This is a genomic window from Streptosporangium sp. NPDC006013 (assembly GCF_040614275.1).
Taxonomy (GTDB): Bacteria; Actinomycetota; Actinomycetes; order Streptosporangiales; family Streptosporangiaceae; genus Streptosporangium.
In genome coordinates this window covers 1-13372 of sequence record NZ_JBEXUE010000280.1, presented here as the reverse complement: position 1 = coordinate 13372, position 13372 = coordinate 1, and the positions used below count along the sequence as shown (strand labels likewise).

Below are 13372 nucleotides of genomic sequence, written 5' to 3'. Positions count from 1 at the left end.
TACGGCCGCGGCTCCGGTACGTGCCGTCAAAGCCCGCTCAGGGCTGCTTCCTGGGAGCGAAGTAGTCCACCTGGTCGGCCTCGTCCGGCTGCGGGACGGACGAGGCGGCGTGGGCTTCACGGGCGGCCTTGACTCTTCTGCTCACGAAGCCGAAGCCCGCGTAGGCGGCGATCGCCCAGAACAGCAGTGACTTGGGATCGCGCCTGAGATCTTCGGGGAAGGTGTTGAGAACCTGGGTCAGCGCCGAGCCGTAGTCGTCGCCGGAGGCTCGTACCCAGATGATCACGTATCCGGCGACCTGGCCGAGCGCGGCGCCGATCAGGGAGAAGAGGGCGGCCAGCGGCGGCAGCACCGGGCTCGTCGGCCTGACCGCCATCATGGCGAGACCGACGAGGAGGCCGACGCCGATGGCGGCGAAGCCGATCTCGTACCCGCTGAAGCCGATGAGCGCGCCGTAGGCCGCGGCGCCGACCACGGTAGCGCCGAGACCGGTAAAAATACCTGGTAGAAGCCCGTTTGCCAGATGTGGATCGTTATCCGTCATGACAGCTCCTGGTGAGGTCTAAGGGATTTCCGGTGACGGGTCGGGCACTCTACTTGAATGGGGCGATACCTGTTCATGGGTTAAGGAATAACGGACCTCCCCCCTCCAGTGGTCTACACCAATTTAGGTCCGATAAGGTTCGTGGTTGAGGTTTCAGCCCGCCCCAAGTCGCCGGTCCTCACGACTGGCGCATCGACGTACGAGGAGATCGGCACCGTGACCATCCGCGTAGGCGTCAATGGATTCGGCCGCATCGGCCGCAACTTCTGGCGCGCGGTCGCTGCCAGCGGCAAGGACATCGAGATCGTGGCGGTCAACGACCTGACCGACAACGCCACGCTCGCCCACCTGCTGAAGTACGACAGCATTCTTGGCCGCCTGCCGTACGAGGTGAAGAGCACCGCCGACGAGATCATCGTGGACGGCAAGACCATCAAGGCCTTCGCCGAGCGCGACCCCGCCAAGCTGCCCTGGGGTGACCTGGGTGTGGACGTCGTGGTGGAGTCGACCGGCTTCTTCACCGACGCGAACAAGGCCCGAGTGCACGCCGAGAACGGCGCCAAGAAGGTCATCATCTCGGCTCCGGCCAAGAACGAGGACGTCACCGTCGTGATGGGCGTCAACCACGACAAGTACGACCCGGCCAAGCACACGGTCATCTCCAACGCCTCCTGCACCACCAACTGCCTGGCGCCGATGGCCAAGGTCCTCAACGACACCTTCGGTATCGAGAAGGGTCTGATGACCACCATCCACGCCTACACGCAGGACCAGAACCTGCAGGACGCCCCGCACAGCGACCTGCGCCGCGCCCGCGCCGCCGCGATCAACATCGTGCCGACCTCGACCGGTGCGGCCAAGGCCATCGGCCTGGTGCTGCCCGAGCTCAAGGGCAAGCTCGACGGTTACGCGCTGCGGGTGCCGATCCCCACCGGCTCGGCCACCGACCTCACCGTCGAGGTCGGCCGCGAGACCACGGTCGAGGAGGTCAACGCCGCACTCAAGGCCGCGGCCGAGGGCGAGCTCAAGGGCTACCTCACCTACACCGAGGACCCGATCGTCTCCTCCGACATCGTCACCGACCCCTCGTCCTGCATCTTCGACTCCGCCCTCACCAAGGTGATCGGCAACCAGGTCAAGGTCGTCGGCTGGTACGACAACGAGTGGGGCTACTCCAACCGTCTCGCCGACCTCATCGAGCTGGTCGGCGCCGACCTCTGATGAAGGACATCTCCGAGTTCGACGTGGACGGTCGGCGCGTCCTGGTACGCGCCGACCTCAACGTCCCCCTGGAGGGGGACGTCATCACCGACGACGGCCGCATCCGCGCCTCGGTGCCGACGATCGAGGAACTCGCCCGCAGGGGCGCCCGCGTGATCGTCGTCGCGCACCTGGGGCGTCCCAAGGGCAAGCCGAACCCGGAATACTCCCTGGCCCCCGTCGCCAAGCGGCTGGGTGAGCTCCTGGGCGCGGACGTCGCCTTCGCGACCGACGTGGTCGGGAAGTCGGCCCAGGAGGTCGTGGAGGCGCTTCAGGACGGCCAGGTGGCCCTGCTGGAGAACCTGCGCTTCGAGCCCGGCGAGGAGTCCAAGGACGACGCCGAGCGGGCCGAGTTCGCGGCCAGGCTGGCCGCTCTCGCCGACCTCTACGTGGGCGACGGCTTCGGCGCGGTGCACCGCAAGCACGCCAGCGTCTACGACGTGCCCGCCCTGCTGCCGCACGCCGCGGGCCGGCTGGTCCTGGCCGAGGTCGAGGTGCTCAAAAGGCTGACCGAGACCACCGAACGGCCGTACATCGTGGTGCTGGGCGGCGCGAAGGTCTCCGACAAGCTCGGGGTCATCGGCAACCTGCTCACCAAGGTCGACAGGCTCCTCATCGGCGGCGGCATGGCCTACACCTTCCTGAAGGCACAGGGGTACGAGGTGGGCGGGTCGCTGCTCCAGGAGGACCAGCTCGACCAGGTGCGGGGCTTCCTGGACGAGGCGGCCAAGCGTGGCGTGCAGCTCGTCCTGCCGGTCGACGTGCTGGCGGCCACCGAGTTCGCCGAGGACGCCGAGTACGAGGTGGTCGACGCCACCGCGATCCCGGCCGACCGCCAGGGCCTCGACATCGGCCCGCGCACCCGCGAGCTGTTCGCGAGCAAGCTGGCCGACGCCGAGACCGTGTTCTGGAACGGCCCGATGGGCGTCTTCGAGTTCGAGGCGTTCTCCGGCGGAACCCGCGCGGTCGCCGAGGCGTTGATCGGCTCGGAGGCCTTCACGGTCGTCGGCGGGGGAGACTCGGCCGCCGCCGTGCGCAGACTCGGCCTGCCCGAGGACGGGTTCTCGCACATCTCCACCGGTGGCGGGGCCAGCCTGGAATACCTGGAGGGCAAGACCCTCCCCGGACTTGTGGCGCTGGAGAGGTAGAAGTCAAATGAGCACCGCTCGCAAGCCGCTCATAGCCGGCAACTGGAAGATGAACCTCAACCACCTTGAGGCCATCGCCCACACCCAGAAGCTCGCCTTCGCGCTGGGCGACAAGGACTTCGACCGGGCCGACGTGGCCGTGCTGCCGCCCTTCACCGATCTGCGCAGCGTGCAGACCCTGGTGGACGGCGACAAGTTGCGGATCCTCTACGGTGCCCAGGACCTGTCGCAGCACGACGGCGGAGCCTACACCGGTGAGATCTCCGGGGCCATGCTCGCCAAGCTCGGCTGCACCTTCGCCACGATCGGGCACTCCGAGCGCCGCCAGTACCACCACGAGGACGACGACGTCGTCAACGCCAAGGTGCAGGCGGCCTACCGGCACTCGCTCACCCCCATCCTGTGTGTGGGGGAGGGGCTTCCGGTGCGCCAGGCGGGCGGCCAGGTGGCCTACAGCCTCGCGCAGCTCGAAGGGGCGCTTCGCAAGGTCACCGCCGAGCAGGTCGCCTCAATCGTGCTCGCCTACGAGCCCGTCTGGGCGATCGGTACCGGCGAGGTGGCCACCCCCGACGACGCGCAGGAGGTCTGCGGGGCCCTCCGGGAGCGACTCGCCGAGCTGTACGACACCGATGTGGCCGCGGGTGTCCGTATCCTTTACGGTGGGTCGGTCAAGTCTGACAACATCGCGGGCATCATGGCACAGCCCGATGTCGACGGTGCCCTGGTCGGTGGCGCGAGCCTCGATGCCGGGGAATTCGTCAAAATTTGCCGTCTTGGCGAATTGTCGAGTTGACTGGTCCGTTTGGGGGGCGTGATTTGACAGCACGTCATACCCTCTTAGAGCAGGTTTGAATCGTCACGCCTCTGGCGTACACAAGGGTCGTGCCCGGACGCGGGACACGCACATAGGGAACAGGTCAACGGTGACAATCGGAATCTCCATCGCCCTCATCCTGTCGAGCTTGCTGATGATGCTGCTCGTCCTGCTCCACAAGGGCAAGGGCGGTGGTCTCTCGGATCTGTTCGGTGGCGGTTTCTCGTCGTCGTTCGGAGGCTCCTCCGTGGTGGAGCGCAACCTTGACAGGCTCACCGTCATCACCGGTGTGGTCTGGTTCGTCTGCATCATCGCGCTGGGCCTGCTCCTGAGGCCCTGACCCGGCTTCGACAGGCGTGACAGTGGTTCAGTCCCCGCATCCCCAAGCGGCGGGGCCATCGAGCAAGGAGTTCATCCGTGGGTAGTGGCAACGCGATCCGTGGCAGCCGTGTCGGTGCCGGCCCGATGGGGGAGGCGGAGCGTGGCGAGGCGGCCCCCCGTGTGCGGGTCCCTTTCTGGTGCGCGAACATGCATGAGACGCGCCCCAGTTTCGCCAGCGACGCGGCCGTTCCCGAGTTCTGGGACTGCCCCCGGTGTGGTCTCCCCGCAGGTCAGGACGAGGCCAACCCGCCCGCGCCGCCGCGTAACGAGCCTTACAAGACGCACCTCGCGTATGTGAAGGAACGTCGCAGCGACAAGGACGGCGCACAGATCCTGGCCGAGGCCCTGGAGCGGCTGCGCTCCTCCTCGCGCCCGATCTACTAGCCGGACCCCTTGCACGTGGTCTGCTGGTAAGTACGCCCTGAAGACCCCCGTGGGATCACTCACGGGGGTCTTTTGCATCTCACGGGCTCGGGTACCGCGACCGGGTGAGGGGGTGATGCCCGACGCCGACGGTGATCTCCTCGTGTACCACTATTACGCGGACGACGGCTCCGCCCGCCTCGGCGTCAACCTGCTCGGCTGGGACGCCGCCGGCTGGCCGTACGTCTATTGAAGCTCGTCAGCGGACTCGAAGAACAGGGCGACCGCGACGGCTCCGGGGTCGGGTGCTCCCAGGGCGGCCTCGCCGACATAGCTGGCCCGGCCCCGGCGGGCGGTGATCGAGGAGGTGGAGTCGGCTCCGGCGCGGGCCGCCTCCGCCGCCGACCGCAGTGCCTCCACCGCGGGGACGTCGTTCCCCGCGGCCTCGGCCAGGGAGTCCGCCGCCGGGGCCATGGCGTCGACCATCGTCCTGTCGCCCACGGAGGCGGAGCCCAGCCTGCGGACCGTGGCCACCCCGTTCCTGGCGGCGTCGGCGAGCAGGGCCGCGGTGAAGGCCGGACTGCCCTGTCCGGCCAGCGCGAACTCGCGGAACCACATGCCGAACAGTGGCCCGCTGGTGCCGCCGGAGTGTTCGAGGAAGGCCGTCGAGAGGCTGGAGAACGGCGCCCCGGCGTCGGCGGGGGCGGGGGAGAGCTTCGCCTTGGCCCTGGTGAGCGCGGTGACCATGTTGGTGCCGAAGTCGCCGTCCCCGCTGCGGCGGTCCAGCTCGGTCAACTCCTGAACCCGGTCGTCGATCCGGATGATGAACCGCTCGATCCACGACAGTACGGCCTGGGGTTCGAGGTCGTTCATGGGTTTCTCCTTCGAGTACCGGGACGGGACGCGAGGCCGGTCGATTCGGTCTCACAGGGTGGCTGACCTGCGACGATGCTCCATATGCGGAGAACCGGGCCGGGGCCGGTCAGGTGACCATCGCGGACCGCCGGAGCCGTGGGCGGGTCACCAGGTGAGGGCCGCGGTGCGCACCGGGTCGTCCCACAGGCCGACGAGCTCCTCGTCCGCGCGGATCAGGGTGACCGAGCAGCCCGCCATGTCCAGAGCGGTGACGTAGGAGCCCACGAGCTGCCGGGCGATGGTGACACCTCGTGCGTCGAGGAGCCGGGTCACCTGCCGGTAGGCGGTCAGGAGCTCCAGCTGGTGGGTGGCGCCGAGGCCGTTGACGATCACGAAGACCGCGTCGCCCCTGCTCAGCCCGAGGTCGTCGGCGACCGGCTCGGTCAGCGCGGCCACCAGCTCGTCGGCGGGGGCGACGGGGATCTTCCGGACTCCCCGCTCGCCGTGGATGCCGACGCCGAACTCGACCTGGCCCACTTCCAGGTCGAACGAGGGTACGGACTGGCCGGGGTGGGTGCAGGCCCGCAGGGCCAGGGACATGGTCCGGGCGTTGCCCGCGACGCGGCGGCCGAGCGCGGCCACCGTGGACAGGTCGGCGCCCCGCTCGGCGGCGGCGCCGCAGATCTTCTCGACGGCGACGACGGCGGCGGTGCCCCGCCGCCCCGGGCCGCCCTCGACGGAGGTGTCGGTGGCCAGGTCGTCGTCGACGAGCACGGTCTCGGTCCGGATGCCGCCGGAGATCTCGGCGGCGATGGTGAAGTTCAGCACGTCACCGGTGTAGTTCTTGACCACGTGGACGACGCCCCGGCCGTCGTCGACCGCCTCGGTGGCCGCCTGGATCTGGATCGCGGTGGGGCTGGCGAAGACGGCTCCCGGCACCGCGGCGTCCAGCATCCCGTACCCCACGAAACCGGTGTGCAGGGGCTCGTGCCCGGAGCCGCCGCCGGACAGCACGCCCACCTTGTACGGCCGACGGTCATCGGCCCTGATGACGAAGCTGGGGGCGCGGTTCCAGCGCAGCCGCCCCCGCTGGCTGAGCTCCAGCCCTTCGAGCGCCTCGGCGACGAGCTCCTGCGGGTCGTTGACCAGCTGATGTGCGGCCACCTGGCCCCTCCTTGCGTCGCGAACGCTGTTTTCCTACCCGGCTTCACCTCCTTGACGCGAAGGCTTCGTCGTCGGCATGACCCCATGGGTGATCCGGGATGTCCTGGGTAAGGGCTGGGAGATGCCCCCTTGCACAGGTATGGGCAGGTGGGGAGATCGATATTGCCCCGGAGGTGGTCTCATGAAGGAGCAGCCGGGAACGCATGACCATCCGAAGAGCGCGCTGAACCTGCGGCTCGCTCTGGCGATCTTCGGGCTGGTGGTCTGTACGGCTCTGGCGGTCTTCGCGACACAGGCCGGGATCACCGCGCTCGCCGTGGCCCTGGCCGTGCTGGCGGCCATCGCCGTCGTGGACATCGTGGTGGTCGGGATCCGGATCGTACGGAGACGTCGGCGCGGTGAGCGGCACACCCTCTTCGAGTAGGTCATCCGTCCTGGCCGCGCTCGGCCGTGTCAGCGGGGTCCGTGAGTTGGAGACGGACTGAACGGCGGCCCAGGCGCAACAGCGGCGGGCAGGTCAGGCGGATGCCCGACCGGGTCGGCAGGGCGAAGGCGATGGCCTTGGCCGGTGCTTCGGTGGCGAAGGTCGTCGTGGCGTAGGCGCGGCAGTGCCCCTGGGAGAGTTCGCGGACCAGGACCAGCCCACGGCCGCTCTCGGCGAACAGGTCCAGGGCGGTCTGCGGCCCCGGGAGTGGTCGAGGACGGCGGGGATCCAGCCCAGATCGGGGTCGCTGTCGACGACCTCGCACCAGGTGGGGACGCCGGCCAGATGGAAGACACGGAGCTCGTACGGCGGGCGGGCGTGTTTTCGCAGTTGTAGGGCGCCACCGACCGAGATCCGGCCTGGGGCGCCTGGTCCGAGCCAACGGAACCCGTCGCCGAGGCGGGCATCTGCTGGTCGCTCATCGGCGATCATCGGCGGTCCGCCGCCTGCGTGGAGGCCGTCCTCCGTGAGTACGGTGAGCGTCGGTTCCGCTCGGCCCAGCTCAGCCGGGTCGGCGCCGCCGATGCCTGTCTGGGGTTGGGTGAGCTGGAACAGGCCGTCGACTCGGCGCGGACGGCCATACCGATGGCCAGATCACCGACCTCGTCTCGGCTGGTCGGGCGCATCCGGAAACTCTCCGACCGGCTTGAACCGTACAGCGCGACCATCCAGGTCAGGGAGTTTCGTGCCTACCTGGACCGCGTGCTCGTCTCCTGACCCCGCCGGATCGAAGATGACGGAAGCCCGGTCGGGGCCGGGCTCATCTGGATACAGCACCACCACCGCCATCCCCGGCCAGGCTGGGCCGCTGTCGCGGTGAGGTCGTTTCCCTGGCGGGACTCGGGTGGATGCCGCTGCTTTGGACTGTGCACCCCCGCCGCCCCTCGTGGAGGCGGTCAGAACGGGGGCGGCTTGAAGGCAGAGGTCCCGTACAGCATCGGCGGGGCGGTCCTTCGCCGCCGCACCGATGCCACATCCACCTATGGCCTGTTGGGGAAGTCCGGCCGGTTGGGCATGTCCGGCCTGCTGGGCATGTCTGTCCTGTGTGGCATGTCTCCTCGGTGGGACATGTCTCCCTTGTGTCCCATGCCGGGCATTCTCTTGGAGCCGATCGCCACCGCTCCCAGCCCGAGCAGGAAGATGACGACGCCGGTGACGACGTTGTTCCAGATGTTCGCCGTCGTCGCCGAGCCGGTGACCCAGGGAGAGATGATGGTCCAGATTCCGATGATCGGCACGACCCAGCTGATCCCGTACGTCCGGCCGTAGGCGGACGCGAGCCCCAGGGCCAGGGCGGCGACCACGAGGCCGGTGACGAGGTTGCTGACGGTGAGCCTGGACAGGCCGTTGAAACCGACCACCCATGGGGAGATCGCCAGATACAGCCCGGCCAGGAGGCCCAGTCCGTCGATGACCTGTGCCACCGAACTGGAGCCCGCCCGTTCGTACCTCGCCCGCATCTCCATGAGATCGGGGTGTTGCTCCAGGCTTGCGGGTCTCATCATGACCCATGCCCCCTTCCGGTTTTCATGCGAAATTCGATTTCATGCGAAAGCGAATTTCTACCGGTATACCCGACATAAGCTCCAAACAGCCCAAAGAATGACAAATCTAGACAATGAAATCCTTTGGACAGGGGCGATCCAGTGGTCGCCCCCGTCCAGTGCACCCCGCCGCCACCGGGACACGGCGCCCCAGGACGTTCATCCTGCTCTACAACCCGGTCACCGCCAGGCCGAGCGCCTACCGCAGTCCGCCTACCGCCCAAAACGGCACGTCGTGCTCAACCCCTGGTCGCCGCGCCGAGGATAGCCACTTGGTGGCTTGACATCCAGGTGGCGGAGGTGGAGGTCAGGTACCAGCGGCGGCGATCACCTCGGAGACCAGGCGCGGCGAGGTGATCAGGCGGCTGTACTCGGGCTGGCGCAGTTCCCCGCCCATGAACGGGTGGGGGTTGCGGTGGACGGCGGGGCTGGGCGCGTCGACCAGGGCGGCGAAGTGGATCTCGGTGGCTCCCGTCGCCTCGACCACGCGGTGCACGTTGCGGGGCGTGATGCCGCCACCGGGCATGACGATCAGGCTGTCGCCTGCCCGCTCGACCAGGGACGCGATCAGCGGCGCGCCTTCCAGGGCGGTGACGTCCTGGCCGGAGGTGAGAACCCGGTCGACGCCCAGGGAGGCGAGGGTGTCCAGGGCGATGAACGGGTCGGCGGTCATGTCGAAGGCCCGGTGGAAGGTGATCGAGAGGCCCTCGGCCGCATCGATGAGGCGCTTGGCCACCTCGACGTTCACCTCGCCTGACGGCGTCAGAACCCCGATCACCACGCCCTGCGCGCCCGCGTCCCTGACCGTGGCCACGTCGCGCTCCATGGCCGCGACCTCGTACTCGTCGTAGATGAAGTCGCCGCCCCGGGGGCGGATGATCACGTGGACCCGGATTGTCGAGACCGCCGCGAGGGTCGCCTCGACGGTGCCGAGGGTCGGGGTCAGGCCCCCTTCGAAGAGGGCCGAGCACAGCTCGACGCGGTGCGCCCCGGCCTGCTCGGCCGCGAGCGCGCCGGCGGTGCTGTCAATGCAGATTTCATAGGTAAGACTCATTTTTCCTCCAAAGCATGGATTTCACCGACTGGTAGGCCCCCGCCCAGCACCGGAACACTCGCGAAGTCGGCCGCCGGCGCGACGTCCCCGCCGGCCGCCCTGAGCGCGGCCAGCGCGATCGCGCTCGTGGCCCGCGGGCTCCCGTCGATGACCTTGACGGCCGCCGTGTGCCCGGTGGCGAGCGCGACGACGAGAACCCCCTCGGCCCCGCCCTTGGCCACCGCCCCCGGCAGCGCCCGCATCAGCGAGGTGTTCACGTGCCCGGTCCCGCCGACGTACTCGGGGTGCTCGCGCATCGCGTCGGCGACCGCCCGCGGCGCGGTTCCCGGCTCGGCGACGACCAGGGCCCGTACGGCCTGGGCCAGCCCGGTCAGCGACAGCCCGAACAGCGGGGCGCCGCACCCGTCGACGGCGACATGGGCGGCCCTCTCCCCAGACAGCTCCTCGGTCACGGCACGCACCCGCCGCTGCAAGGGGTGGTCGGCGTCCAGGTAGGAGGTGGTCTCCCAGCCGGAGGCGGCGGACGCGGCGAGCATCGCGGCGTGCTTGCCCGAGCAGTTCATCCGCTCGCGCGAGGCCGTCAGGCCCGCCCGGATCAGCATGTGCCGGGTGGCCTCGTCCTCCGGCCAGTCCACGGGGCAGCCGAGGGCCTCGAAGCCGAGCCCGGCCCGGGCGAGTATCTCGGCGACCAGTCGCACGTGGAAGTCCTGACCGGTGTGGCTGCCCGCGGCGATGGCCAGGCCGGGGCCGTGCAGGTCCGCCCCGGACAGCAGGCAGGCCAGCGCCTGGAACGGCTTGGCCGAGGAGCGCGGCAGCACCGGCGCGCCGACCGCTCCCCTGGCGACGGCCACGGTGCCGTCGGGCGCGAGGGCGACGGCGCTGCCGAAGTGCACGCTCTCCACGAATCCGGAGCGCACCACCTCCGCGAGCGGGACGAGTTCAGGCACGGGCGGGTCTCCTTCTGAGCCGGCGGGCCCCCGGGGTGTCACGGGCGTCGAGGGTACGGGCGAGCTTGGACAGCGACGCGTTGACCACCAGGTAGATCAGCGCGACGACGATGTAGGTCTGGATGAGCAGGCCGTTGTAGGTCGCCAGGACCTTGCCGCTGTAGAGCAGTTCGGCGTAGCTGACCACGAAGCCCAGCGAGGTGTCCTTCAGCAGGCCGACCGACTGGCTGACGATCGAGGGCAGCACCCGCCGGGCCGCCTGCGGCAGCACGATCAGGCGCATGGTCTGGCCCTGGGTGAGCCCGACCGCGAGCCCGGCCTCGCCCTGGCCGCGCTCCACGGACAGCACCCCGGCGCGGAAGATCTCCGCGAACGCCGCGGCGTTCGAGACCGCCAGCGGCACCACGAGTTTCCAGAACAGCGGCAGGTCCAGCCCGTAGCGGGGCAGCGCGAACAGCACGACGTATACCAGCAGCAGCGCCGGGATGGTCCGCACGACCTCCACGTACGCCGCGGCGGGCACGCGTACCCACTTGCGCCGCGACAGCCGCCCGAGGGCCAGTGCCAGTCCGGCGGCCATCGCCAGCGCGGCCGAGACGACGGCGGCGAGCGCGGTGGCCCACAGCCCGTTCAGCAGATAGCGCCACATCGGCCAGGTCGCGTACGGCGACCAGCGGTCGGCGTCGAGCTGGCCGTTGGCGGCGAACTGGCGCACCGCCAGCGCCAGCAGAGCCAGCACCGCGACCGCCCCCACCGCGGTCGCGATCCGTATCCTGCGGCGGGCGCGCGGCCCCGGCTGATCGAAGAGCAGGTTGCTCACCGGACCACCGCCGGTTCGCCCGAGCCCGCGGCCTGAGTGGCGACCGGCCCGCCAGGGGCCCGGACACTCACCGCTCCGTCGGGAGACAGTACGCTCACCGGACCACCACCAGTCGTCGTTCGAGCCGCCCGGTGACGAACCCGGCGCAGGCGGCGATCAGCGCGTAGGCCAGGCCGGCCCCGACGAAGATCGGGATGGGCTGCGCCTCCGTGAGGTTCACCCGGTTGGCCGCGGCGGTCAGGTCGACCACGCCGACCGCGGCGGCGAGCGAGGTGTTCATCGTCAGCGCGATGAAGATGTTGCCGACCGGCTGGATCACCGTGCGCAGCGCCTGCGGCAGGACCACGTGGCGCAGGGACTGGCCGAAGGTCAGCCCGAGCGCGCGGGCCGCCTCGCCCTGCCCCGCGGAGACCGCGTTGACGCCGGAGCGCAGGGCCTCGGCGATGTAGGCGGCCTCGTAGAGCGCGATGACGATCATGGCCGTCACCAGCAGGTCGGCCTTGAGGCCGATCTCGGGCAGGCCGAAGACGGCGAGCACCAGCAGCACCAGCAGCGGCAGGTTCTGGAAGGTCTCCACGTAGGCCGTGCCGATCCCGCGCAGGACGCCGACCGGGCTGACCCGCATGGCGGTGATCACGAGCCCCACGACCGCGGCGCCGACGAAGGACGCCGCGGTCAGCTGGAGGGTCACGACCAGCCCCTGCCAGAACTCGGGCAGGTGATCCAGGAGGGCGGACATCAGGACCCCGGCACCGATCCGATCTGCGGCGGGGTGGGAGCCTCGCCCTGCACGACCGTGCCGAGAGACTGCTTCCAGGTCTTCTGCCAGAGGCCGTCGGCCTGGATCTTCTTCAGCCAGTCGTTGACGAACTTCTTGAACTGGTCGTCACCGTGCTTGAGACCGATGCCGTACGGGTCGGTGGTGAACGGGCTGCCGACGACCTGGATCGAGGAGTCCTTCTGCGCGTTGGCGACCAGGAGCGTCTCATCCTGGACGTAGGCGTCGCCGCGTTCCTGCTTGAGGGCCTGCACGCACTCGGGGTCGCTGCCGAACGTCACGATCTTGGCCTGCGGGGCGAGCTTCTTGATCGCCGGGATGGCCGGGGTGTTGGCTCCGGCGATGACGGTCTTGCCGTTCAGGTCCTCGGGCTTGGTGATGCCCGTGGTGCCCTTCCTGACCGCGAGGCTCAGCCCGGAGGAGTAGTACGGTCCGGCGAAGGAGACCTGCTCGGCCCGCTCCGGGGTGATCGTGTAGGTCTGGAAGACGACGTCCACGGTGCCGTTGCCGAGCAGCGCCTCGCGAGTCTCCGAGGCGGAGTTGACGATCTTCACCTTGGGCTCGCCGATGATGTACTTGGCGAGCGCCTTGCCCATGTCCGCGTCGAATCCCTCGACCTCGCCGGTCGTCGGGTTCTGCTGCGACAGCAGCGGCGCGTCGAGCGACCCGCCGACGATCAGCTCGCCACGCTGCTTGATCTTCTCCATCGTGGAGCCGGGCAGGATGTCCGCGGCGGCCGCGACCGGCGCCGAGGCGATCAGATCGCCGCCCTTGGCCTCACCTGGTACGGCCGGGCTTCCCGAGTCCGTACCGGCACAGGCCGAGAGGCCGAGCATGGACACAGCGGCGACAGCGGCCAGCCGCTTCATGGACACCATCGGGCCCACCATCCTTTTCGATCGTTTTCGATCAGTGAGTGAGAACTTTGGCCAGGAAGTCCCTGGCCCTGTCTGTCTGAGGAGCCTCGAAGAAGGCGCCGGGCTCGCCCGTCTCGACGATCTGGCCGGCGTCCATGAAGACCACGCGGTCGGCGGCCCTGCGGGCGAAGCCCATCTCGTGGGTGACGACGACCATGGTCATGCCGTCGGCGGCGAGCTGGACCATCACGTCCAGCACCTCACCGACCATCTCCGGGTCGAGTGCGGAGGTGGGCTCGTCGAAGAGCATCACCTTGGGCCGCATGGCCAGCGCGCGGGCGATGGCGGCCCGCTGCTGC

At 69.4% G+C, this 13372-nt stretch carries 17 protein-coding genes and 1 pseudogene; 7 read left to right on the top strand and 11 right to left on the bottom strand.

Annotated elements, in window-relative coordinates; all coding sequences use genetic code 11:
• Nucleotides 1–37: 37 nt before the first annotated feature.
• Complete coding sequence (locus ABZ260_RS32880; protein ID WP_355625549.1) at nucleotides 38–475, bottom strand: hypothetical protein; 438 nt, start codon at nucleotides 473–475, stop codon at nucleotides 38–40.
• Between the two features lie 285 nt (nucleotides 476–760).
• Between ABZ260_RS32880 and gap the strand changes: the two genes are divergently transcribed.
• The 5 genes from gap to ABZ260_RS32855 all read left to right on the top strand — a co-directional run bounded on the left by gap (nucleotide 761) and on the right by ABZ260_RS32855 (nucleotide 4531).
• The gene (gene gap, locus ABZ260_RS32875; protein ID WP_350918774.1) at nucleotides 761–1765 is read left to right on the top strand and encodes a type I glyceraldehyde-3-phosphate dehydrogenase; all 1005 of its coding nucleotides are present in this window, start codon (nucleotides 761–763) and stop codon (nucleotides 1763–1765) included.
• Nucleotides 1765–2952, top strand: a complete 1188-nt coding sequence (locus ABZ260_RS32870) for a phosphoglycerate kinase (protein ID WP_355625547.1) — start codon at nucleotides 1765–1767, stop codon at nucleotides 2950–2952. Before gap ends, ABZ260_RS32870 begins: the two co-directional genes overlap by 1 nt.
• Before the next feature lie 7 nt (nucleotides 2953–2959).
• Nucleotides 2960–3745 (top strand): triose-phosphate isomerase, encoded by a 786-nt coding sequence (tpiA, locus tag ABZ260_RS32865; protein ID WP_350918780.1) that lies wholly within the window; start codon nucleotides 2960–2962, stop codon nucleotides 3743–3745.
• 130 nt (nucleotides 3746–3875) lie between these two features.
• The gene (gene secG, locus ABZ260_RS32860) at nucleotides 3876–4106 is read left to right on the top strand and encodes a preprotein translocase subunit SecG (RefSeq protein WP_030905020.1); all 231 of its coding nucleotides are present in this window, start codon (nucleotides 3876–3878) and stop codon (nucleotides 4104–4106) included.
• Nucleotides 4107–4183: 77 nt separating this feature from the next.
• A complete protein-coding gene (locus ABZ260_RS32855; protein ID WP_012892502.1) occupies nucleotides 4184–4531 on the top strand; it encodes an RNA polymerase-binding protein RbpA in 348 nt (115 codons plus the stop codon).
• A 225-nt stretch (nucleotides 4532–4756) separates the two neighbouring features.
• Here the strand turns inward: ABZ260_RS32855 and dhaL are convergent, their stop codons facing one another.
• Nucleotides 4757–5383: a dihydroxyacetone kinase subunit DhaL gene (gene dhaL / locus ABZ260_RS32850; protein WP_355625545.1), complete on the bottom strand. Its 627-nt coding sequence runs from the start codon at nucleotides 5381–5383 to the stop codon at nucleotides 4757–4759.
• A 147-nt stretch (nucleotides 5384–5530) separates the two neighbouring features.
• Nucleotides 5531–6529 (bottom strand): dihydroxyacetone kinase subunit DhaK, encoded by a 999-nt coding sequence (locus ABZ260_RS32845; protein WP_355625543.1) that lies wholly within the window; start codon nucleotides 6527–6529, stop codon nucleotides 5531–5533.
• A gap of 181 nt (nucleotides 6530–6710) precedes the next feature.
• Between ABZ260_RS32845 and ABZ260_RS32840 the strand changes: the two genes are divergently transcribed.
• Nucleotides 6711–6953, top strand: coding sequence for a DUF6343 family protein (locus ABZ260_RS32840; protein ID WP_350918791.1), 243 nt, complete (start codon nucleotides 6711–6713; stop codon nucleotides 6951–6953).
• A 1-nt stretch (nucleotide 6954) separates the two neighbouring features.
• Here ABZ260_RS32840 and ABZ260_RS32835 read toward each other — a convergent pair whose 3' ends face one another.
• Nucleotides 6955–7278, bottom strand: a complete 324-nt coding sequence (locus ABZ260_RS32835; RefSeq protein WP_355625541.1) for a hypothetical protein — start codon at nucleotides 7276–7278, stop codon at nucleotides 6955–6957.
• A 185-nt stretch (nucleotides 7279–7463) separates the two neighbouring features.
• Here ABZ260_RS32835 and ABZ260_RS32830 point away from each other — a divergent pair, with 185 nt between their 5' ends.
• On the top strand, nucleotides 7464–7730 hold the full coding sequence (locus ABZ260_RS32830) for a hypothetical protein (protein WP_355625539.1): 267 nt from the start codon (nucleotides 7464–7466) through the stop codon (nucleotides 7728–7730).
• A gap of 263 nt (nucleotides 7731–7993) precedes the next feature.
• On the opposite strand, the gene ABZ260_RS32825 is transcribed toward ABZ260_RS32830, so the two are convergent.
• From ABZ260_RS32825 to ABZ260_RS32795, 7 genes and pseudogenes are all read right to left on the bottom strand, one after another.
• Nucleotides 7994–8518, bottom strand: a complete 525-nt coding sequence (locus ABZ260_RS32825) for an SPW repeat protein (protein ID WP_355625537.1) — start codon at nucleotides 8516–8518, stop codon at nucleotides 7994–7996.
• A gap of 346 nt (nucleotides 8519–8864) precedes the next feature.
• Nucleotides 8865–9611: a copper homeostasis protein CutC gene (locus tag ABZ260_RS32820; protein ID WP_355625535.1), complete on the bottom strand. Its 747-nt coding sequence runs from the start codon at nucleotides 9609–9611 to the stop codon at nucleotides 8865–8867.
• On the bottom strand, nucleotides 9608–10558 hold the full coding sequence (locus ABZ260_RS32815) for an asparaginase (RefSeq protein WP_355625533.1): 951 nt from the start codon (nucleotides 10556–10558) through the stop codon (nucleotides 9608–9610). Before ABZ260_RS32815 ends, ABZ260_RS32820 begins: the two co-directional genes overlap by 4 nt.
• Nucleotides 10551–11378, bottom strand: coding sequence for an amino acid ABC transporter permease (locus ABZ260_RS32810; RefSeq protein WP_355625531.1), 828 nt, complete (start codon nucleotides 11376–11378; stop codon nucleotides 10551–10553). The genes ABZ260_RS32815 and ABZ260_RS32810 overlap by 8 nt, the downstream gene beginning before the upstream one ends.
• A gap of 94 nt (nucleotides 11379–11472) precedes the next feature.
• Entirely contained in the window at nucleotides 11473–12117 is a 645-nt protein-coding gene (locus ABZ260_RS32805) for an amino acid ABC transporter permease (RefSeq protein WP_350954563.1), read from the bottom strand.
• Nucleotides 12117–13034 carry a glutamate ABC transporter substrate-binding protein gene (locus tag ABZ260_RS32800; RefSeq protein WP_350918815.1) on the bottom strand — a complete coding sequence of 306 codons (918 nt, stop codon included), beginning with the start codon at nucleotides 13032–13034 and terminating at the stop codon, nucleotides 12117–12119. The genes ABZ260_RS32805 and ABZ260_RS32800 overlap by 1 nt, the downstream gene beginning before the upstream one ends.
• A 31-nt stretch (nucleotides 13035–13065) precedes the next feature.
• A pseudogene (locus ABZ260_RS32795) lies at nucleotides 13066–13372 on the bottom strand (amino acid ABC transporter ATP-binding protein); the annotation flags it as partial.

Coding starts and splice junctions, on each gene's coding strand:
- ABZ260_RS32800 (WP_350918815.1), bottom strand. CDS start 13,034: ATGGTGTCCATGAAGCGGCTGGCCGCTGTCGCCGCTGTGTCCATGCTC.
- ABZ260_RS32870 (WP_355625547.1), top strand. CDS start 1,765: ATGAAGGACATCTCCGAGTTCGACGTGGACGGTCGGCGCGTCCTGGTA.
- ABZ260_RS32820 (WP_355625535.1), bottom strand. CDS start 9,611: ATGAGTCTTACCTATGAAATCTGCATTGACAGCACCGCCGGCGCGCTC.
- dhaL (WP_355625545.1), bottom strand. CDS start 5,383: ATGAACGACCTCGAACCCCAGGCCGTACTGTCGTGGATCGAGCGGTTC.
- ABZ260_RS32825 (WP_355625537.1), bottom strand. CDS start 8,518: ATGATGAGACCCGCAAGCCTGGAGCAACACCCCGATCTCATGGAGATG.
- ABZ260_RS32805 (WP_350954563.1), bottom strand. CDS start 12,117: ATGTCCGCCCTCCTGGATCACCTGCCCGAGTTCTGGCAGGGGCTGGTC.
- ABZ260_RS32840 (WP_350918791.1), top strand. CDS start 6,711: ATGAAGGAGCAGCCGGGAACGCATGACCATCCGAAGAGCGCGCTGAAC.
- tpiA (WP_350918780.1), top strand. CDS start 2,960: ATGAGCACCGCTCGCAAGCCGCTCATAGCCGGCAACTGGAAGATGAAC.